The organism is Pseudomonas antarctica (assembly GCF_001647715.1).
Classification (GTDB): Bacteria; Pseudomonadota; Gammaproteobacteria; order Pseudomonadales; family Pseudomonadaceae; genus Aquipseudomonas; species Aquipseudomonas antarctica_A.
Genome location: NZ_CP015600.1, coordinates 954,419 through 974,100, shown reverse-complemented (window position 1 = coordinate 974,100; position 19,682 = coordinate 954,419). Strand labels below are relative to the sequence as shown.

General features: G+C 61.8%; 13 protein-coding genes. 7 read left to right on the top strand and 6 right to left on the bottom strand.

The window, feature by feature from the left end; all coding sequences use genetic code 11:
- Positions 1-6 precede the first annotated feature (6 nt).
- From A7J50_RS04150 to A7J50_RS04135, 4 genes are all read left to right on the top strand, one after another.
- Complete coding sequence (locus A7J50_RS04150; protein ID WP_064450674.1) at positions 7-903, top strand: glycine betaine ABC transporter substrate-binding protein; 897 nt, start codon at positions 7-9, stop codon at positions 901-903.
- Between the two features lie 11 nt (positions 904-914).
- Positions 915-1,568, top strand: a complete 654-nt coding sequence (locus A7J50_RS04145) for an ABC transporter permease (RefSeq protein ID WP_027604864.1) — start codon at positions 915-917, stop codon at positions 1,566-1,568.
- On the top strand, positions 1,565-2,722 hold the full coding sequence (locus tag A7J50_RS04140) for a betaine/proline/choline family ABC transporter ATP-binding protein (protein ID WP_017138294.1): 1,158 nt from the start codon (positions 1,565-1,567) through the stop codon (positions 2,720-2,722). The genes A7J50_RS04145 and A7J50_RS04140 overlap by 4 nt, the downstream gene beginning before the upstream one ends.
- 478 nt (positions 2,723-3,200) lie before the next feature.
- Positions 3,201-4,364 (top strand): type III PLP-dependent enzyme, encoded by a 1,164-nt coding sequence (locus A7J50_RS04135; protein WP_064450673.1) that lies wholly within the window; start codon positions 3,201-3,203, stop codon positions 4,362-4,364.
- A gap of 49 nt (positions 4,365-4,413) precedes the next feature.
- Here A7J50_RS04135 and A7J50_RS04130 read toward each other — a convergent pair whose 3' ends face one another.
- Positions 4,414-5,163, bottom strand: coding sequence for a tetratricopeptide repeat protein (locus A7J50_RS04130; protein ID WP_064450672.1), 750 nt, complete (start codon positions 5,161-5,163; stop codon positions 4,414-4,416).
- Position 5,164: 1 nt separating this feature from the next.
- Positions 5,165-5,845 (bottom strand): Fe2+-dependent dioxygenase, encoded by a 681-nt coding sequence (locus A7J50_RS04125; protein WP_064450671.1) that lies wholly within the window; start codon positions 5,843-5,845, stop codon positions 5,165-5,167.
- 204 nt (positions 5,846-6,049) lie between these two features.
- Here A7J50_RS04125 and A7J50_RS04120 point away from each other — a divergent pair, with 204 nt between their 5' ends.
- Together A7J50_RS04120 and A7J50_RS04115 are read left to right on the top strand one after the other, a co-directional pair.
- On the top strand, positions 6,050-8,335 hold the full coding sequence (locus tag A7J50_RS04120; RefSeq protein WP_064450670.1) for a TonB-dependent receptor: 2,286 nt from the start codon (positions 6,050-6,052) through the stop codon (positions 8,333-8,335).
- A gap of 136 nt (positions 8,336-8,471) precedes the next feature.
- Complete coding sequence (locus tag A7J50_RS04115) at positions 8,472-10,997, top strand: PepSY domain-containing protein (protein ID WP_064450669.1); 2,526 nt, start codon at positions 8,472-8,474, stop codon at positions 10,995-10,997.
- Positions 10,998-11,128: 131 nt separating this feature from the next.
- Here A7J50_RS04115 and A7J50_RS04110 read toward each other — a convergent pair whose 3' ends face one another.
- From A7J50_RS04110 to ptsP, 4 genes are all read right to left on the bottom strand, one after another.
- Positions 11,129-12,670 carry an alkaline phosphatase D family protein gene (locus A7J50_RS04110; protein ID WP_064450668.1) on the bottom strand — a complete coding sequence of 514 codons (1,542 nt, stop codon included), beginning with the start codon at positions 12,668-12,670 and terminating at the stop codon, positions 11,129-11,131.
- A 189-nt stretch (positions 12,671-12,859) separates the two neighbouring features.
- Positions 12,860-14,578, bottom strand: coding sequence for a PTS fructose-like transporter subunit IIB (locus A7J50_RS04105; RefSeq protein ID WP_064450667.1), 1,719 nt, complete (start codon positions 14,576-14,578; stop codon positions 12,860-12,862).
- 11 nt (positions 14,579-14,589) lie between these two features.
- Complete coding sequence (pfkB, locus tag A7J50_RS04100; RefSeq protein WP_064450666.1) at positions 14,590-15,531, bottom strand: 1-phosphofructokinase; 942 nt, start codon at positions 15,529-15,531, stop codon at positions 14,590-14,592.
- On the bottom strand, positions 15,532-18,390 hold the full coding sequence (gene ptsP, locus A7J50_RS04095) for a phosphoenolpyruvate--protein phosphotransferase (RefSeq protein ID WP_064450665.1): 2,859 nt from the start codon (positions 18,388-18,390) through the stop codon (positions 15,532-15,534).
- 294 nt (positions 18,391-18,684) lie between these two features.
- Between ptsP and cra the strand changes: the two genes are divergently transcribed.
- The gene (gene cra / locus A7J50_RS04090; protein ID WP_064450664.1) at positions 18,685-19,680 is read left to right on the top strand and encodes a catabolite repressor/activator; all 996 of its coding nucleotides are present in this window, start codon (positions 18,685-18,687) and stop codon (positions 19,678-19,680) included.
- Positions 19,681-19,682: the final 2 nt, after the last annotated feature.

Here is a 19,682-nt window from a genome sequence, read left to right as displayed (position 1 = left end):
AATCACATGAAAAAACTGACATTGATACTGAGCTGCGTCCTGCTGTTTGCAGGTTTTGCGCAAGCCGCAGAAAAACCAGTGATCCGTATCGGCGCCCGGGTGTTCACCGAACAGACCTTGCTCGCCGAAATCACCTCCCAATACCTGCGCACCAAGGGCTACGACACCCGCGTGACCGGCGGCCTGGGCAGTAACCTGGCGCGCAGTGCCCAGGAAAGTGGGCAACTGGACCTTATCTGGGAATACACCGGCGTGTCGCTGGTGGCCTACAACCATGTGGACGAGAAGCTCGACAGCGAGCAGTCCTACGCCCGAGTGAAAGAACTCGATGCGAAAAAAGGCTTGGTCTGGCTGTCGCCATCGAAATTCAGCAACACCTACGCGCTGGCACTGCCGGACAACGTGGCCCAGGAATTCCCGCAGATCAACAGCATCAGCGACCTGACCCAAGCACTCGCAGAGAAAACCAAAGGCACACGCCTGGTGGCCCTGGACACCGAGTTCGCCAACCGTTCTGACGGCATGGCCGGCATGGTCAAGCTGTATGACATGAACCTGACCCGCAAAAACACACGGCAGATGGACGCCGGGCTGGTCTACACCGCGCTGCGTAATGGCCAGGTGTTTGCCGGGTTGGTCTACACCACCGACGGTCGCTTGAATGCCTTCAAATTGAAGCTGCTGGAAGACGACAAGCATTACTTCCCGGACTACACCGCCGCGCCCGTGGTGCGTCAGGTTTATCTGGACGCGCACCCTGAATTGGCCGCTGACCTCAAGCCGCTGGCCGCGCTGTTCGACGATGCAACCATGCGCCAGCTGAATGCGCGGGTCGACGTCGACCATGAAAGCCCGTCCGCCGTGGCCGCAGACTTCCTGCGCCAACATCCGATCAACCCATAAGAGGAGAAGACATGGAATTCCTGAACGCCTTTTCCCATCTTGATTGGGCCCAAGTCCTGCACCTGACCTGGCAGCACATCACCCTGGTCGGCATTGCGGTGATCCTGGCGATTGTCGTCGGCGTGCCCCTCGGCGTGCTGATGACCCGCTTCCCGACGTTGGCCGGTCCGCTGCAAGCCAGCGCTACGGTGCTGTTGACCGTGCCGTCCATCGCCTTGTTTGGCCTGCTGCTGCCGTTCTACTCCAAGTTCGGCCAGGGCCTGGGGCCGATGCCGGCGATTACCGCCGTGTTCCTCTACTCCCTGCTGCCGATCATGCGTAACACCTACCTCGCCCTCACCGGCGTGGAACCTGGTATCCGCGAAGCCGCCAAAGGCATCGGCATGACCTTCGGCCAGCGCCTGCGCATGGTCGAACTGCCCATCGCCGTGCCGGTGATCCTCGCCGGCGTGCGCACCGCCGTGGTGATGAACATCGGTGTGATGACCATTGCCGCCACCATCGGCGCCGGCGGCCTGGGTGTACTTATTCTGGCTTCCATCAGCCGCAGCGATATGTCGATGCTGATCGTTGGCGCCGTGCTGGTCAGTCTCCTGGCCATCTTCGCCGACCTGCTTCTGCAATGGCTGCAACGCTCGCTGACTCCAAAAGGACTGCTCAAATGATCGAACTTCAAAACCTGACCAAGACTTTTCAAAGCAACGGCAAAACCGTGTCCGCCGTGAACGACGTAAGCCTGACCGTCAATGAAGGCGAGATTTGCGTATTCCTCGGCCCGTCGGGCTGCGGCAAGAGCACCACGCTGAAAATGATCAACCGCCTGATCAAGCCCACCTCGGGCAAGATCCTGATCAATGGCGAAGACACCACCGACCTCGACGAAGTGACCCTGCGTCGCAACATCGGCTACGTGATCCAGCAGATCGGCCTATTCCCGAACATGACCATCGAGGAAAACATCGTGGTCGTGCCCAAGCTGCTCGGCTGGGACAAGCAGAAATGCCACGACCGCGCCCGCGAATTGATGAGCATGATCAAGCTGGAACCCAAGCAGTACCTGCACAGGTACCCGCGTGAGCTGTCGGGTGGCCAGCAGCAGCGGATCGGTGTGATCCGTGCGTTGGCGGCCGATGCACCGTTGCTGCTGATGGACGAGCCGTTCGGTGCGGTCGACCCGATCAACCGCGAGATGATCCAGAACGAGTTCTTCGAGATGCAACGCGCGCTGAACAAGACCGTGATCATGGTCAGCCACGACATCGACGAGGCCATCAAGCTGGGCGACAAGATCGCGATCTTCCGCGCCGGCAAGCTGCTGCAGATCGACCATCCGGACACCTTGCTGGCGCATCCGGCTGACGAGTTCGTCAGCAACTTCGTGGGCCAGGACAGCACCCTCAAGCGCCTGCTGCTGGTTAAAGCCGAAGATGCGGCCGACAACGCCCCATCGGTGAGCCCGGAAACCCCGGTGGCGGATGCGCTGGAGCTGATGGATGAAACTGACCGTCGTTATGTGGTGGTCACCTGCGCCGAGAACAAGGCGCTGGGTTATGTACGACGTCGCGACCTGCACCGTCAGACCGGTACCTGTGGGCAATACCTGCGGGAATTCAACGCCACGGCGGCGTACGACGAGCATTTGCGCATCCTGTTGTCGCGCATGTACGAGTTCAACCGCTCGTGGTTGCCGGTGATGGATGCCGAGCGGGTGTTCCTGGGGGAGGTGACTCAGGAGTCGATTGCCGAGTACCTGAGTTCCGGTAAGTCGCGTGGCGGTAAGACCAGTATTGTGTCGCCTGCCGAGACAGCGTTGGCCTGATCTGACGCCACTCAGTTCAAAAATGTGGGAGCGGGCTTGCTCGCGAATACGGAGTGTCAGTCACTGAATAGAGTGACTGATGCACCGCTTTCGCGAGCAAGCCCGCTCCCACATTTGGTCTGTGGTGTGTCAGGGAAATCCCACCGATTTGCCCCATTCGGGGAACATCAATCCGTCACACCTGTCGGTTACATAAGTAGCTGCACCGGGTCCCGCGACGAACGCGTGCAAAAACGCGACATTTTTAGTTGATCTATGGCCCCTCACGTCCTAAAGTTCGCGCCGAACGTCCATGCTGGAAACGATCCATCCGGCTCAAGTACTGACGACGAGACAGCAAGGCCAAGGGACTCGGTTATCCCATGGCCTTTTTGCTTTCGGCGACATGCCTTGGGAAGTAGGCGAACCAAAGTGGGGATACGGAGGACGTTCATTTGCACCCATTGATCAAATTAGTTTGCCCTTAGGAGTTCCCAGCATGTCGATTAACGTCGAAGATTATTTCGCGCGCGCCACCTTTGACAAAATGAAGGCGTTCGCCGACAAGCAAGAAACCCCGTTCGTGGTGATCGACACCGCGATGATCAGCCAGGCCTACGATGACCTGCGCGCCGGTTTCGAATTCGCCAAAGTCTATTACGCGGTCAAGGCCAACCCGGCTGTCGAGATCATCGACCTGCTGAAAGACAAGGGCTCGAGCTTCGACATCGCCTCGATCTACGAGCTGGATAAAGTGATGGACCGTGGCGTCAGCCCCGACCGTATCAGCTACGGGAACACCATCAAGAAATCCAAGGACATCCGCTACTTCTACGAGAAAGGCGTGCGCCTGTTCTCCACCGACTCCGAAGCCGACCTGCGCAACATCGCCAAGGCCGCGCCGGGCTCGAAAGTGTACGTGCGTATCCTCACCGAAGGCTCGACCACGGCTGACTGGCCTTTGTCGCGCAAATTCGGCTGCCAGACCGACATGGCCATGGACCTGCTGATCCTCGCCCGCGACCTCGGCCTGGTGCCTTACGGCATCTCCTTCCACGTCGGCTCGCAACAGCGCGACATCAGCGTGTGGGACGCAGCGATCGCCAAGGTCAAAGTGATCTTCGAACGCCTGAAAGAAGAAGACGGTATCCACCTCAAGCTGATCAACATGGGCGGCGGCTTCCCGGCCAACTACATCACCCGCACCAACAGCCTGGAAACCTACGCTCAGGAAATCATCCGCTTCCTCAAGGAAGATTTCGGCGACGACCTGCCGGAAATCATCCTGGAACCGGGCCGTTCGCTGATCGCCAACGCCGGTATCCTGGTCAGTGAAGTGGTACTGGTGGCGCGTAAATCGCGTACCGCCGTCGAGCGCTGGGTGTACACGGATGTGGGCAAGTTCTCCGGCCTGATCGAAACCATGGACGAAGCCATCAAGTTCCCGATCTGGACCGAGAAGAAAGGCGAGATGGAAGAAGTGGTCATCGCCGGTCCTACCTGCGACAGCGCCGACATCATGTACGAAAACTACAAATACGGCCTGCCACTGAACCTGGCGATTGGCGATCGTTTATACTGGTTGTCGACCGGTGCCTACACCACCAGCTACAGCGCGGTTGAGTTCAATGGCTTTCCGCCGTTGAAGTCGTACTACGTGTAAGCACGCCGCACACAAAAAACCCATGACATGTCATGGGTTTTTTTATGGGTCAGGAAAGGGTCGCAGCACGTTGCTGGTAAGCGTCGGCCATGGCCCGGATCTGCGGATTCTCGGCCGCCGCCAACGCCTTGTGGGCCGTTCGCAGAAACTTGAGATTACCGCCGGCCAGTGCCTGGCGTAACCACTCCAACGCGCTTTCGACTTGACCTCTATCGGCCAGCACCGCCGCATAACTGAACTGCCCGCGAAAATCCCCGCCTTCGGCTGAGCGTCGATACCAGGCCACGGCAGCCTCAAGATCCTGTGGGCAACACCGGCCATCTTCCAGATAACGCCCCAGCAAGTTCATCGACTTGGCATGGCCTTGCTCGGCCGCCTGGCGATAAAACCCCAGCGCTTGCGCTTGATCTTCCGCCACGCCACGGCCGGTGGCCAGCAGGTTGGCGTAGTTGTACTGGCCCCAATCCAGCCCGGCCTCTGCCGCCAGGCGATATGCCCTTGCGGCCGCCGCCTCGTCGACGGCGCAGCCCCAGCCATGTTCCCGGCAACGCCCGGTCATATTGCGGGCCATCAAATGCCCGCCCTGCGCCGCGATCTGGAACCAGCGCAGTGCCAGCGCTTCATCCCGTGCAATGCCGCGCCCTTCCAGCAGGATTTGCCCAAGCAAGGCCTGGGCATCGACAACGCCCTCCTTCGCCGCCATCAAGATGGCCTGAGCGGCGCGCACCGGGGAGTCGTCGAGCATGCTTTGCAACTGCTCGACGTTGAGGACTTCTTCACGGCGCAATAAAAACCCCATGTCAGACCTCTACCCAGCGGCGCAACAGGTTGTGGTAAGTGCCGGTCAGCTGGATCAGCGCCGGATGGTCGGGGACATCGCGGGTCAGTTGCTGGATCGCACCGTCCATCTCGAACAGCAACGTGCGCTGGCTGTCTTCGCGCACCAGGCTTTGGGTCCAGAAGAACGCGGCATACCGCGCCCCGCGCGTCACCGCGTTGACTTTGTGCAGGCTGGAGCCGGGGTACAGCAGCATATCGCCGGCCGCCAGTTTTACCCGCTGCAGGCCGAAGGTGTCCTGAATCTCCAACTCACCGCCGTCGTATTCATCCGGGTCGCTGAAAAACAGCGTGGACGACAGGTCGGTACGTACCCGCTCATGGCTGCCCCTGGGCTGACGCACGGCGTTGTCGATATGAAAGTCGAAACTGCCACCCGCCGTATAGCAATTGAGCAGCGGCGGAAAGACTTTGTGCGGTAATGCCGCCGACATAAACAGCGGGTTTTTCCACAAGCGCTCAAGCATTGCCGCGCCGATTTCCTTGGCCAACGGGTGGCCTTCGGGCAATTGCAGGTTGTGCTTGGCTTTGGCGGACTGGTGCCCGGCGGTGATTTTACCGTCGGCCCACTCGGTGTTTTCCAGGGCTTGGCGAATGCGCAGCACCTCCTCGCGAGAGAACAGGCCGGGAATGTGCAGCAGCATGGGGCAATACCTGAATTCAGAGAGATGCCAATGGTATTGATTCTTATCCGCCCTGTAAAACGCGAGGACGAACGAGTGGGTAAAAACCGTAAGCAAAAAGTGTAAAGAATGTAAATTCAATGCGAATAGCAATGTATCGCAATTGATAGAAAGTCTTGTTAGCCCTATATTCCGCGGCCTCACCTCCTTGGGGAAGGACAACTCATGTCGCGCACCACGCTAAAAATATCTGCCGGTTCACCACGCGTACTGGCTTCGGCCATCGGCGTTGCACTCAGCGCCGGCGCTGCCGCCCACATGGCGCAAGCGGCCGAAAGCACCGAACAAAAAGGCGAGCGCAACAGCATCTCCCTCGGTGCCACCAGCATTACCGGCCAGGAACAGGACACCACGTCCTACCAGGTGGAAAAAGCGTCTTCGCAGAAGTACACCGCGCCACTGGTGGACACTCCGCGCTCAGTCACCGTAGTGCCGCAACAAGTCCTCAAGGACACCGCCGCCACCTCGTTGCAGGATGCCTTGCGCACCGTACCGGGCATTACCTTCGGCGCCGGTGAAGGTGGCAACCCTCAGGGCGATCGCCCGTTCATTCGTGGTTTTGACGCACAGGGCGACACCTACCTCGATGGCGTGCGCGACACCGGCGGCCAGAGCCGCGAGATCTTCGACATCGAGTCGATTGAAGTCAGCAAGGGCCCCAACTCCTCGTTCGGCGGTCGGGGCTCGGCCGGCGGCAGCATCAACCTGGTCAGCAAAACGCCACAAGCGCGGGATTTCACCAACGGCGGTTTCACCTACGGCTCCGACCAAACCCGCCGCTACGTGCTCGACGTAAACCGTCAGTTCCTCGACAACGCCGCGTTCCGCCTGAACCTGATGAGCCATGAGCAGAACGTGGCCGGTCGTGATGTGATCGACTACGACCGTTGGGGCGTCGCACCGTCGCTGACCTTCGGCCTGGGCACGCCGACCCGCGTCAACTTCAGCTACTACCACATGGAAAGCAACGACCTGCCGGACTCGGGGATTCCATACGGCTACAGCAATAGCGGCGCCAAAGCCGTTCATGTGCATGACAAACCGACCGACGGCGGCGACAGCAACAACTTCTACGGTTTGAAGGACCGCGACTTCCGCAAGACCCGCGCCGACATCAGTACGTTCTCCATCGAGCATGACCTGAACGACAACATGACGCTGAAAAACACCCTGCGCCATGGCAGCACCGGTCAGGACTACATCCTCACCCAGCCGGACGACAGCCAGCACAACGTCAATCAGTTCGGCACTGTGTGGCGTCGCGCCAACACCCGCGTGTCCACGACTGACACCACCACCAACCAGACCGATCTGTTCGGCAATTTCCAACTGGCGGGCATGAAGCACTCGTACTCCACCGGCCTGGAATTCACCGGTGAAGAAACCCGCATCAGCGGCTACACCGTCAGCCCAAATACCAACCCCACCTGCACCGTAGCCAAAGGCAGCCTGGGCGGCCAGTGCACATCCTTGAGCAACCCGACACCGGACGACGCCTGGACGGGCAGCACCACACGCAATTACCTGGGCGCCAACACCAAGGCCACCAGCCGCGCGGCCTATGTGTTCGACACCATCGAACTGGACCCGAAATGGCTGCTGAACGTCGGCCTGCGCTACGACACTTTCGACACAGTGGCCAACACCAATGCCGCCGCCGGGCGCACTAAAATCAAGGACGACAGCCAGTTCTTCAACTGGCAGGCAGGCCTGGTCTGGAAGCCGCTGGAGAACGGCAGCATCTACACGTCCTACGCCACCTCGGCCTCCCCGCCCGGTGGCCTGGTCGGCGAAGGCGCCGATGGCAACCCACTGTCTGCCGGTGCCGCCACCAGCGACTTGAAACCGGAAGAAACCGTCAACTATGAGCTGGGCACCAAGTGGGACCTGTTCCATAGCCGCCTGTCCCTGACCGCTGCGGTCTTTCGCACCGAGAAGAAAAACACCCGAATCCTGGTGGACGCGATGACCTACCAGAACGGCGGCGAGTCCCGCGTCGACGGCCTCGAACTGTCAGCCAGCGGCAAACTCACCGATCAATGGCAAGTGTTTGCCGGCTACAGCTACCTGAAAAGCGAGCTGGTGGATGCCGGTCTCAATGGCCGCAATGGCGTGATCAGCGCTGGCTCCAACAAAGGCAATGCAATGCCCAACACGCCGAAGAACACCTTCAGCCTGTGGACGACGTATGACATCACACCCAAGCTGACCATCGGCGGGGGCGCGTTCTATGTCGACCAGGTTTACGGCGACGCCGCCAACACGGTTTACGTGCCGGCCTACACCCGCTACGACGCCATGGCCAGCTACAAGCTGACCAAGAATGTCGACCTGCAATTGAACGTGCAGAACCTGACCGACAAAACCTACTACGACAAAGCCTACGCGGCGCACTTTGCCAACCAGGCGGCCGGTCGTACGGCGCTGTTGACCACCAGTTTCCACTTCTAAACCCGGTCAACGTTAAGCCAGAAGCCCCACGCATCGGATGCGTGGGGCTTTTGCGTGTAAAACAGAATGTTTCTCGACAACTCACGGCATAATGCGCGCCGTGACAACTACATCCAGATGAGCGAGGCCGTCAGACGTGTTGAAGAAAACCCTGTTTCAATTGCACTGGTTCTTCGGCATTACTGCCGGGCTGGTGCTGGCGTTGATGGGGATCACCGGGGCTGCGGTCTCGTTTCAGGATGAAATCCTGCGGGCGCTCAACCCCTCGGTATTGCACGTCGAAAAACGCGAAGCGGGCGTACTGCCGCCTGCCGAACTGGTGCGCAAACTCGAAACCACCGAAGGCAAGACCGTGTCGATGCTGTGGGTAGAAAGCGACAGCGGCAACGCCGCGCGCGTGTTCTTCACCCCGCCGCCCGGTGAGCGCCGCGGCCAGATGCGCTACTTCGATCCCTACACGGGCGACTACATGGGCGACGCCGTCGGCCAGGACGTATTCGGCTTTATCCTGCAGTTGCACCGTTTTCTGGCCATGGGCGACACCGGCCGGCAAATCACCGGCGCCTGCACGCTGATATTGCTGTTCTTCTGCCTCTCGGGCCTGTACCTGCGCTGGCCACGCCAAGTGGCGAACTGGCGTGCGTGGCTGACCTTGGACTGGCGCAAAAAAGGCCGCAGCTTCAACTGGGATTTGCACTCGGTGTTCGGCACCTGGTGCCTGCTGTTCTATCTGTTGGCGGCGCTGACCGGCCTGTCCTGGTCCTACGATTGGTACAACCAGGGCCTGACCAAACTGCTCTCCGACGCCCCGAACAACGAACGCATGCGCAAGCGCGGCCCGCCGCCCGAGGGCCCGGCGCCAGTGGCCAACTACGATGCGATCTGGAGCAGCATCTACGCCAACGCCGGCCCCGGTTTGAGTGCCTATAACATCCGTATGCCGGCCGTCGCCGGACAACCGGCCATCGTGTATTACCTGCTCAAATCATCGCCCCATGACCGAGCGCTGAACCAGATCAACCTCGACCCGGCCACCGGCGACGTCAAATTCCACGATCAGTACGCGAGCAAAACCCTCAAGTCGCAATGGCTGACCAGTATTTACGCGCTGCACACCGGCAGCTACTTCGGCTTGCTCGGTCGCATTATCCTGACCGTCAGTGCGCTGTGCATGCCGCTGTTCTTCATTACCGGCTGGCTGCTGTACCTCGACCGTCGCCGCAAAAAGCGCCAGGTTCGCGATGCCCGCAAAGGCCTCGGCGCCAACCACAGCGACGCCCCGGCCTGGCTGATCGGCTTTGCCAGCCAAAGTGGCTTTGCCGAGCAACTGGCCTGGCAAACTGCCGGGCAATTGCAGGCAGCCGGCATGCCGGTGAACGTGCAGCCCCTGGGCAACGTCAGCCAGGACGACCTGACCCAATCGGAAAATGCACTGTTCGTGGTCAGCACCTTCGGTGACGGTGAAGCGCCCGACAGCGCACGCGGTTTTGAGCGCGGCGTGCTCGGCCAGGACCTGTCGCTAAAAGGCCTGAATTACTCAGTGCTGGCCCTGGGTGATCGCCAGTACGAGCACTTTTGCGGCTTTGCCCGGCGCCTGCACTTTTGGCTGACCCACCAGGGCGGCACCCCCTTGTTTGCCCCGGTGGAAGTCGACAGCGGCGACACCGAGGCCTTGCTGACCTGGCAGCAGCAACTGGGCCAACTCACCGGTCACGCGCCGGCAGCTGCCTGGCAAACCGCCCAATACGACAACTGGACCCTGACTTATCGCACCCTGCTCAACCGCGGCAGCGTCGGCTCGAACATCTACCTGCTGGGCCTCACGCCGCCGTCGCCGCAAAACTGGCTGGCGGGTGACCTGGTGGAAATCCTGCCGCGCAATGGCCCCAAGGCCATTGAACACTTCCTCGCCGGCCTGGGCCTGACCGGCAACGATAGCGTGCTGATCGACGGCCTGGCGCAACCCCTTGACCAGGCACTGGCGACGCGCCAACTGCCGGACAACCGCACGCACCTGGTCGGCTTGCATGCCCAGGCACTGGTGAACGCATTGGTGCCGCTGGGCATGCGCGAATACTCCATCGCCTCGATTGCCAGCGACGGCGTGCTGGAGTTGATCGTGCGTCAGGAACGTCACCCCGACGGCAGCCTGGGCCTGGGCTCCGGCTGGCTGACGGAACACGCCGCCATCGGGACCGGCATCAGCCTGCGCCTGCGCCGCAACAGTGGTTTTCACTTGCCGCAGGCACCGGCGCCGCTGATCCTGCTGGGCAACGGCACCGGCCTCGCCGGCCTGCGCAGCTTGCTCAAGGCGCGCATTGCCGATGGCCAGCAGCGCAACTGGCTGCTGTTTGGCGAGCGCAATATCGCACACGACTACCTGTGCCGCGACGAGCTGCAAGGCTGGCTGGCCAGCGGTGACCTGGCCCTGCTGGACCTGGCGTTTTCCCGTGACCAGAAGGAAAAAATCTACGTGCAGGACCGCCTGCGCGAGTCGGCGGATGTATTGCGTCGATGGCTGGCCGATGGCGCGGCGATTTATGTCTGCGGCAGCTTGCAGGGCATGGCGACGGGCGTGGATCAGGTGCTGCACGACGTGCTGGGCCGCGAGGCGGTTGAGCGCTTGATTGAACAAGGCCGCTATCGCCGGGATGTGTACTAATCCCTGAAAAGACACCGTTCAAAATGTGGGAGCGGGCTTGCTCGCGAATACGGTGGTTCAGTCAATAGATTCGGTGACTGACACTCCGCTTTCGCGAGCAAGCCCGCTCCCACATTTGATTGCATTTCAAATCAGACCGGTTGCAGCTTTTGCTCGAACACTGACACCCCATCCAAATCCCGCAAAATGACGGTCAACTCCGCCGTCTGCCCATCAATCTGCACCTCACCAAAAAACTGAAACCCGGCAAACGGCGAAGTGTTTTGCGCGGGTGGCGCCTTCTCGAACACCACCTCCGGGCCAAAGGTTTTATCCAATGGGTTCGGCCCGAAACTCCCCGCATTCAACGGCCCTGCCACAAACTCCCAGAACGGCTCGAAATCCTGGAACGCCGCACGATCAGGGTGGTAGTGATGCGCCGCGCAGTAGTGCACATCCGCCGTCAGCCATACATGGTTACGCACCTGCTGAGCGCGCAGAAAGCCCAACAGCTCGGCAATCTCCAGCTCGCGACCTTGGGCCGGGCCAGGGTCGCCGTTGGCGATCGCCTCCCAGCGCGGCACGCCGGGGCTGACCTCGCCATCAGGCACGCCCAGCCCGATGGGCATGTCGGCGGCGATGACTTTCCACTGCGCCCGGGAAGCCTTGAGCTCGCGCTTGAGCCAGTCCAGTTGCTCGCGGCCCATGAAGGGTTTTTCGCCGCCCAGGTTGTCATCGTTGGGGCCGCGATAGCTGCGCATGTCCAGCACGAACACATCCAGCAAGGGGCCGTAGCTGAGCTTGCGATAGATCCGCCCGCCACCGTCGGCGCTTTGCCGGCGCATCGGTGAATACTCCAGCCAGGCCTGGCGCGCGCGGCCGACCAGGGTGTTGATGTCCTTGGTCTGGTAACGCTCATCCAACTGCTTGCTCGGCGACCAGTTGTTGACTACCTCGTGATCGTCCCACTGCCAGATCTGCGGCACCTCGGCATTGAAGCGGCGCACGTTTTCGTCGAGCAGGTTGTAGCGGTAGTTGCCGCGATATTCATCGAGGGTTTCCGCGACTTTGCTCTTGGCCTCGGTGGTGATATTGCGCCAGATGCGGCCGTCTTCAACGGTCAGCTGCGCCGGCACCGGGCCATCGGCGTAGATGGTGTCGCCGCTGTGAATAAAGAAGTCCGGCAGGCGCAGGCGCATGGCTTCGTAGATGCGCATGCCGCCGATGTCCGGGTTGATGCCAAAGCCCTGGCCGACGGTATCGCCGCTCCACACGAAACGAATGTCGCGGCGCTGTTGCGGCACGCTGCGCAAGTGACCGAACCACGGCTCGCTGGCGACGCCGGTCTGGGCGTCCTCAAAGTGCACGCGATAGAAAATCGCCTGATCGACCGGCAGCCCGGTGAGTTCGACGCGGGCGGTGAAGTCGGTGCGGTTGTCGGCCAGCGGCGAGATGAATTTACGCGGGTTGCTGAACACACTGCGGGTGTCCCACTCCACCACCATCTTCGCGGGGCGGTCGCTGCGGCTCCAGATCATCGCGCGGTCGCCCATCAGGTCGCCGGACTGCACACCATCGGTGAGTTGCGGCCGGTCTTTGACCGAGGCGATCACCGCCGGGGCCAGGCCCGGCAGCAACAGACCGGCGCCAACGGCTTGCATCACACGGCGACGGCCGAGATCGAAGTGGCTCATGCAGGTGCCCTCTTGAGTATCAAAAGGGCCACTTAAACATGGCGTGATGAAGCCGGTGTGACACCGACCTACAGACCAATGCAGATCAACTGTGGGAGCTGGCTTGCCTGCGATAGCATCACCCGGGTCTAACTGATACACCCAGGTGCCTGCATCGCAGGCAAGCCTGCTCCCACAGTTTACATTGCGTCAGGCCTTGGCTGAGGAGACCGCCAGCTCAACCGCATCCGGCCGCTTGATCAGCGCATAGACCAAACCGGTCAACAGGCTGCCGGCAACAATCGCCAGCAAGTACAGCAGCGCATGGTTCATCGCATTCGGAATCACCAACACAAACAGGCCACCGTGAGGCGCGGCGAGTTTGCAGCCGAAGTACATCGACAGCGCGCCGGTCAAGGCGCCCCCGGCGATGCTGGCCGGAATCACGCGCAGCGGGTCTTTGGCCGCAAACGGGATCGCCCCTTCGGAGATAAAGCACAGTCCCAGAATCATCGCGGCCTTGCCTGCCTCGCGTTCGGTCTGGGCGAATTTGCGCCGCGCCAGGAACGTGGCGATACCCATGCCAATTGGCGGCACCATACCGGCGGCCATGGTCGCGGCCATGGGTGCGCCGCTCGAGGCCGCCAGCAAGCCGACCGAAAACGCGTACGCCGCCTTGTTGATCGGCCCACCCAAATCCACACACATCATGCCGCCCAACAGGATGCCCAGCAGCACCGCGTTGGTGGTGCCCATGGTGCTGAGGAAGTCAGTCAGGCCAGTGAGCAGCCGCGCGACCGGCGGGCCGACGAGATAGATCATCGCCAGGCCCGTGAACAAACTCGCCAGCAACGGGATGATCAAAATCGGTTTGAGCGCCTCCAGGCTCTGCGGCAATTTCACCGCGCGGGTGATCAGCTTGACGCAATAACCCGCGAGAAAACCGGCGAGGATGCCTCCGATAAATCCGGCGCCCAATGTGCCCGCCAACAGCCCGCCGATCATGCCGGGCGCGAGGCCGGGACGGTCGGCAATCGAGTAGGCGATGTAGCCCGCCAGCAACGGCACCATCAGCATAAAGGCCTGGTCGCCGACGGTTTTGAGCGCTGCCGCCAAGGTGCCTTTTTCTTCAAAGGCATGAATGCCGAACACGAACGACAGGGCGATCAACAAGCCGCCCGCCACGACCATCGGCAACATGAACGACACGCCGGTGAGCAGGTGTTTGTACACACCGGTTTTTTCTTTTTTGGCCACCGCACCGTTGGCTGCACTTTCCACCGCGCCTTCGGCCAATGCCTGGTTGAGCGTGGCTTCGGATTGCTTGAGGGCGATGCCGGTACCGCAGCGGTAAATCTTCTTACCGGCGAAGCGCTCGGTGGCGACTTCGATATCCGCCGCCAGCAACACCACGTCGGCGTCAGCGATCGCTTGCGCGCTCAACGGCGTGCGCGCGCCCACCGAGCCCTGGGTTTCGACTTGCACGTCATAACCCAGGCGCTTGGCTGTTTGCTGTAAAGCTTCGGCGGCCATAAAGGTGTGCGCCACGCCCGTCGGGCAGGCCGTAATAGCGACGATACGTGGAGCACGCTTTGCCGCCGCCGGTGCTGCGCTGGCGACATAGACCTGGGCCTCTTCGGCGCCACGGCGCAATACCGCCTCGACATCCGCCAACGCCTGGGCAGGCGTGCTTTGGAACACACGCTTGCCGACAAACCGCTGCATATCCACCGGCGTGCTGCTGACCAGCAATACCCATTCGGCTTCGTCGAGTGTGGCCTGGGACAACTGGCGCTCCGGGTGCTGCACGTCCACCACTTCGACGCTGGTGTGCAAGCCCATGCGCTGCGCGGCAGCGTCCAACAAGCGGGCGCACAGCACACTGGTGACCATGCCGTTCGGGCAGGCAGTAACAATGGCTAACTTCATCACAAACCCTCTTATTGTTCTGTCAGCGTACGCACGTGGACGCCGCTTTCGAGACGCGCCAACTGCGCGTCATCGCTGATGCCAAAGCCGATCTGCGTGACGGCCATGGCGGCAATCGCCGTGGCCCGGCGCAGGGTGCTTTCCGGCAGATCAAAACTGAGCAAACCGTGAAGCATCCCGGCCAGCAGCGAGTCACCCGCACCGACCGTGCTGGCGACGCTGACCTTGGGCGGCGTGGCATGCAGCGCCGTGCCCGGGCTGAACCAGTTCACGCCGTCGGCGCCGTGGGAAACCACCACATGCTCGACGCCTTGGGCATGCAAGCGCTCGGCAGCCTGGGCCTGTTGTGCGATGGAATCGGTGGGGCAATCCAGGGCTTCGGCGAGCTCTTCAGTGTTGGGTTTGATCAACCACGGGCCCGCCTGCAAACCGGCGCGCAAGGCTTCGCCGCTGGTGTCGAGGGCGACTTTCAAACCGAGGCTTTTCAGATGTTCCAGCAAACCTTTGAACCACTGCGCAGTGACGCCACCCGGCAAGCTGCCGGCGACCACCACGGCGTCGTGCCCAGGCGCAATCAGCGTCAGTTGATTGAGCAACGCCGCTTGCGCCTGCTCACTGACCTGCGGCCCTGGTGCGTTGATGTCGGTGACCCGGCCATCCTGTTCGGCGATCTTGATATTGCTACGGGTTTCGCCCGGCACACGGATAAACGCGTCGGCAAAGCCACGCCGCGCGATCAACGCCTCAAACGCCTGGGGGTTGTCTTCACCGAGAAAGCCGCCCACGGTGACTTCATGGCCCAGGTCCGCCAGCACCTGGGCGACATTGACCCCCTTGCCGGCGGCATGGGTCAGCAGGGTTTCGCTGCGGTTGACTTCACCCGGTTCCAGGCGCGCCAGGCGTACCGTCAGGTCCAACGCCGGGTTCAGCGTCAGGGTCAGAATCTTCGCCATTTACACGGCCTCCACGAGGGCTCGCACTTCGGCGGGCGAACCCACCGCAAGGGCTTTTTGCGCCAGGCCCTGGGCCTCGCTCAGACTGAATTCGCGCACCCGCGCCTTCACTTCAGGAATGCTGCGGGCCGACACGCTCAACTCATCCACACCCAGGCCAATCAGCACCGGCACCGCCAACGGGTCCGCCGCCAACTCGCCGCACACGCCGACCCATTTGCCATGGGCATGGGCGGCGCGCACGGTGATGTCGATCAACTGCAACACCGCCGGGTGCAGGCCATCCGCCTGAGCGGACAGGGTCGGGTGGCCACGGTCGATGGCCAGGGTGTATTGGGTCAGGTCGTTGGTGCCGACACTGAAGAAGTCGACTTCCTTGGCGAGTACCGGCGCCAGCAAGGCAGCGGACGGCACTTCGATCATGATCCCCAGTTGCAAGTCGGCCACCGGGATCTCCAGGCGCAGGCGCTCGGTCATATCGCGGGCGGCGCGCCACTCATCGACGCTGCCGACCATGGGAAACATGATGCGCAGCGGCCGGTTATCGGCGGAACGTAATAGCGCACGCAGTTGCGCTTCCATGATCTGCGGGCGCTGCAAGGTGAGCCGAATACCGCGCACCCCAAGGAAGGGATTTTCCTCTTGGGCAATCGGCCAATACGGCAGCGGTTTGTCGCCGCCCACATCCAGGGTGCGCACGACCAGCGGGCGACCGTCGAGGCCGTCGAGTACGCGGCGGTATTCGGCTTCCTGCGTGGCTTCATCCGGCGCTTGCGGGTGGGCCATGAAAATCAGCTCGGTGCGCAGCAGGCCGATACCTTCGGCGCCTTGCTCCACCGCAGCGGCAACGCCGGCGCTTTCGCCGATATTGGCGAACACTTCAACGGCGTGGCCGTCGCGGGTCAGGGCCGGTTCATGGCGCTGGGCCGAGGCGGCTTGCAGGCGTTGTTCGCGAGTGTCGCGCTCAACGGTGGCCCGCTGCAGGGTGGTCGCATCGGGGTCGACATGCAGGCGACCGCGCTGGCCGTCCAGCAACAAAGGCGTACCGGAGGCCAGCAACAACACCGTAGGACCTGCGCCCACCAAGGCCGGAATGCCCAGGGCTCGCGCGACGATGGCGCTGTGGGCCGTGGCGCCGCCACGGGCGGTGAGGATGCCGGCGACGCGCGTCGGGTCCAGACGCGCGACGTCGGAGGGCCCGACTTCTTCCATCACCAGAATGTAGGGTTCGCTCGGCTCCTGGGCGGTTTCAATGCCGCACAGTTGCGCCAGCACACGGCGGCCGATGTCGCGCAGGTCGGCGGCGCGCTCGGCGAGCAAGGCATCCTGCAACGACTCCTGCTGCCTGGCGGCGGCTTCGATCACGCTCATCCACGCGGCTTCGGCGCTCTCGCCTTGCTTGAGGCGGGTGCCGACTTCGTCGGTCAGTTCCGGGTCGTCGAGCATTTCCTGGTGAGTGATGAAAATCTCGCGGATGGCTTTGGCCTGGCTGCGTTCGATCAGGCCCTGAATATCGCGGCGCACGTCGGTCAAGGCGTTATGCAGGCGCTCGCGTTCAATGGCCGAGGATTCACCGCGCAGTGGGTAATCGACTACTTGCTGCGTCTGGATATGCGCAGGGCCGATGGCGACACCGGGCGCGGCGGCAATAGCCTGGAGCTGGCTGCCGGACACGGGCGCGCTGAGCACCGGTTCGATATCAAGCGTTGCAGGTTGCGCACTGGCGGCCGGCAGCGGCTCAACGTCTTCGCCGAGGCCTTCCTCTACGGCCGCCAGCAAGGCGGGTAACGCGTCACCGGCAATCGCTGGTTCGGCCACAAACTCCAACACCTGGCCGCGACGGGCGCCGAGGCTGAGCAACTTGCTGAGGCTTTTTACCGACACGGCGCCGACCGGGCCATCGACGATACGCACGCGGATATCGCCGTCAAAACTTTTCGCCAGTTGCGCAAGGATCTTCGCCGGCCGCGCGTGCAGGCCATGGGCATTGGCCAGGGCAATGCGCACACTCGGCCAATCGGGTGGCAGTTCGCCGCCGAGCACTTCAAGCACCGCACGGCTGCTGGTGGCACGCCCCAGTTCCTGGCCGCGACCTTCAATCAACAACGCGCACAGGCGTTCCAACAAGGTCTGATGGGCTTCGCCGAGGCTGGCCAGGCAGAACAAACCGTTGAGTGGCTGACCGAGGTAACGCATGGGTTTGTCCGGCGTGACGAAGGCCAGGCCCGGACGCTTGACCGTCTGCTCGCTGTGCAACCACCACAGGCCATCGCCCAGGGGCAGTGCGTCGACTTGCTGCAACACGGCGGCAAAGCCGTTGCTCACACAGTCAGCCTGGCGCAACAAGCGTGCGCCGCGCCACACCAGCTCTTCGAAGTCATCGGCGGACACGCCAAGGCTGATCATCTGCGCATCCAGCGCCAGTTCCTGCGGCGCGCCTTGCAGCAGCTTCAGCAACGCGTTGGCATTGCCGGCACGGCGCAGCGCCTCGCCCAGGTCGGTTTCACCGAGGGCGCGGGTCAGCAGTTGCAGCAGGCGCAGGTGTTCATCGGATTTGGCGGCAATGCCGATGGCCAGGTAGACGATCTGGCCGTCCCCCCAGTCCACCCCGTCGGGGAATTGCAGCAGGCGCACGCCGGTAGAAAAGACCTGGTCGCGGGTTTCCGGGGTGCCGTGAGGGATGGCAATACCTTGGCCGAGAAAGGTCGAGCCTTGGGCTTCACGGGCTTGCAAGCCACTGAGATAACCCTCGGCGACCAGGCCATCGGCCACCAGTTTTTCAGCGAGCAGGTGCAAGGCAGCAGATTTATCCACAGCCACCTGGCCCATGGATATCTGCTCTACAGTGAGCTCAAGCATGCCGTTCTCCTAGTTAGTGCGGTGTGCGCACTAGGTATTGTTTTGAATAAATCAGCGAGGCTGTGTTCAAAAATAACTGACTGAGCGGTCAATTGGCAGTAGCCATTCAGTCGCGAACGTCGTAAAAATACGCTGGCTGAAACGTTTAATCTAGAATTTATGGCAGATTACGCGCTAATTATGCAAGCTTGAAGGACCACTTGGCGCTTGAGCTCAGACAATAGTCGTACGCAGGAATCGGTTACGATTGGACAAAATGTCGGGGCAAGCTCTAAAAAACAAGGAAATCCCGGTTTGAAACTCAGTGATATCGCACGTCTGGCCGGTGTGTCCGTCACCACCGCAAGCTATGTCATCAATGGCAAGGCCGCACAGCAACGCATCAGCTCCGCGACCGTCGAGCGGGTGCGGGCGGTGGTCGAAGCCCATGGTTTTACCCCCAACCCTCAGGCGGCCGGGCTGCGCAGCCGGCATACGCGCACCTTGGGTTTTATCCTGCCAGACCTGGAAAACCCCAGTTACGCACGGATTGCCAAGTTGTTGGAGCAAGGTGCGCGAGCACGAGGCTATCAGTTGCTGATCGCCAGCTCCGACGATGATGCGGACAGCGAACGCCAGTTGCTGCAACTGTTTCGTGCACGACGCTGCGATGCGCTGTTCGTCGCCAGTTGCCTGCCGGCCAGTGATGACAGCTATCGCGAGTTGCAAGCCAAGGGCCTGCCGGTGATTGCCATCGACCGGGTGATGGAACCGGCGCAGTTTTGCTCGGTGGTCAGCGACGACCGCCAGGCCTGCCAGCAACTGACCAGCAGCCTGCTGCAACCGCTGCCCAAGCAGATCGCACTGATCGGTGCACGGCCGGAGCTGAGTATCAGTCAGGAGCGCGCCGCCGGTTTCCGTGAAGCGCTGCAAGGGTTCACCGGTGAAGTCATCATCGAACAGGGTGAAGCCTTCAGCCGTGACTGCGGCCGACAGTTGATGGAGCAACTTCTACATCAACTGGGGCATTTGCCTGACGCGTTGGTGACCACTTCCTACGTGCTGCTGCAAGGCGTGTTCGACGCGCTGCATGACTTCCCGCTCAAATCACGGCCGTTGCGCCTGGGCACGTTCGGTGACACCCAACTGCTGGACTTCCTGCCGCTGCCGGTCAACGCCATGGCCCAGCAACACCAATTGATCGCCGACACGGCCCTGCGCCTGGCCCTGGCCGTCATCGAGGAAGAGCAATACCAACCGGGCGTGCACGCCATTGGCCGGACCTTCAAGCAGCGTATTCACGAGGCTTGAGC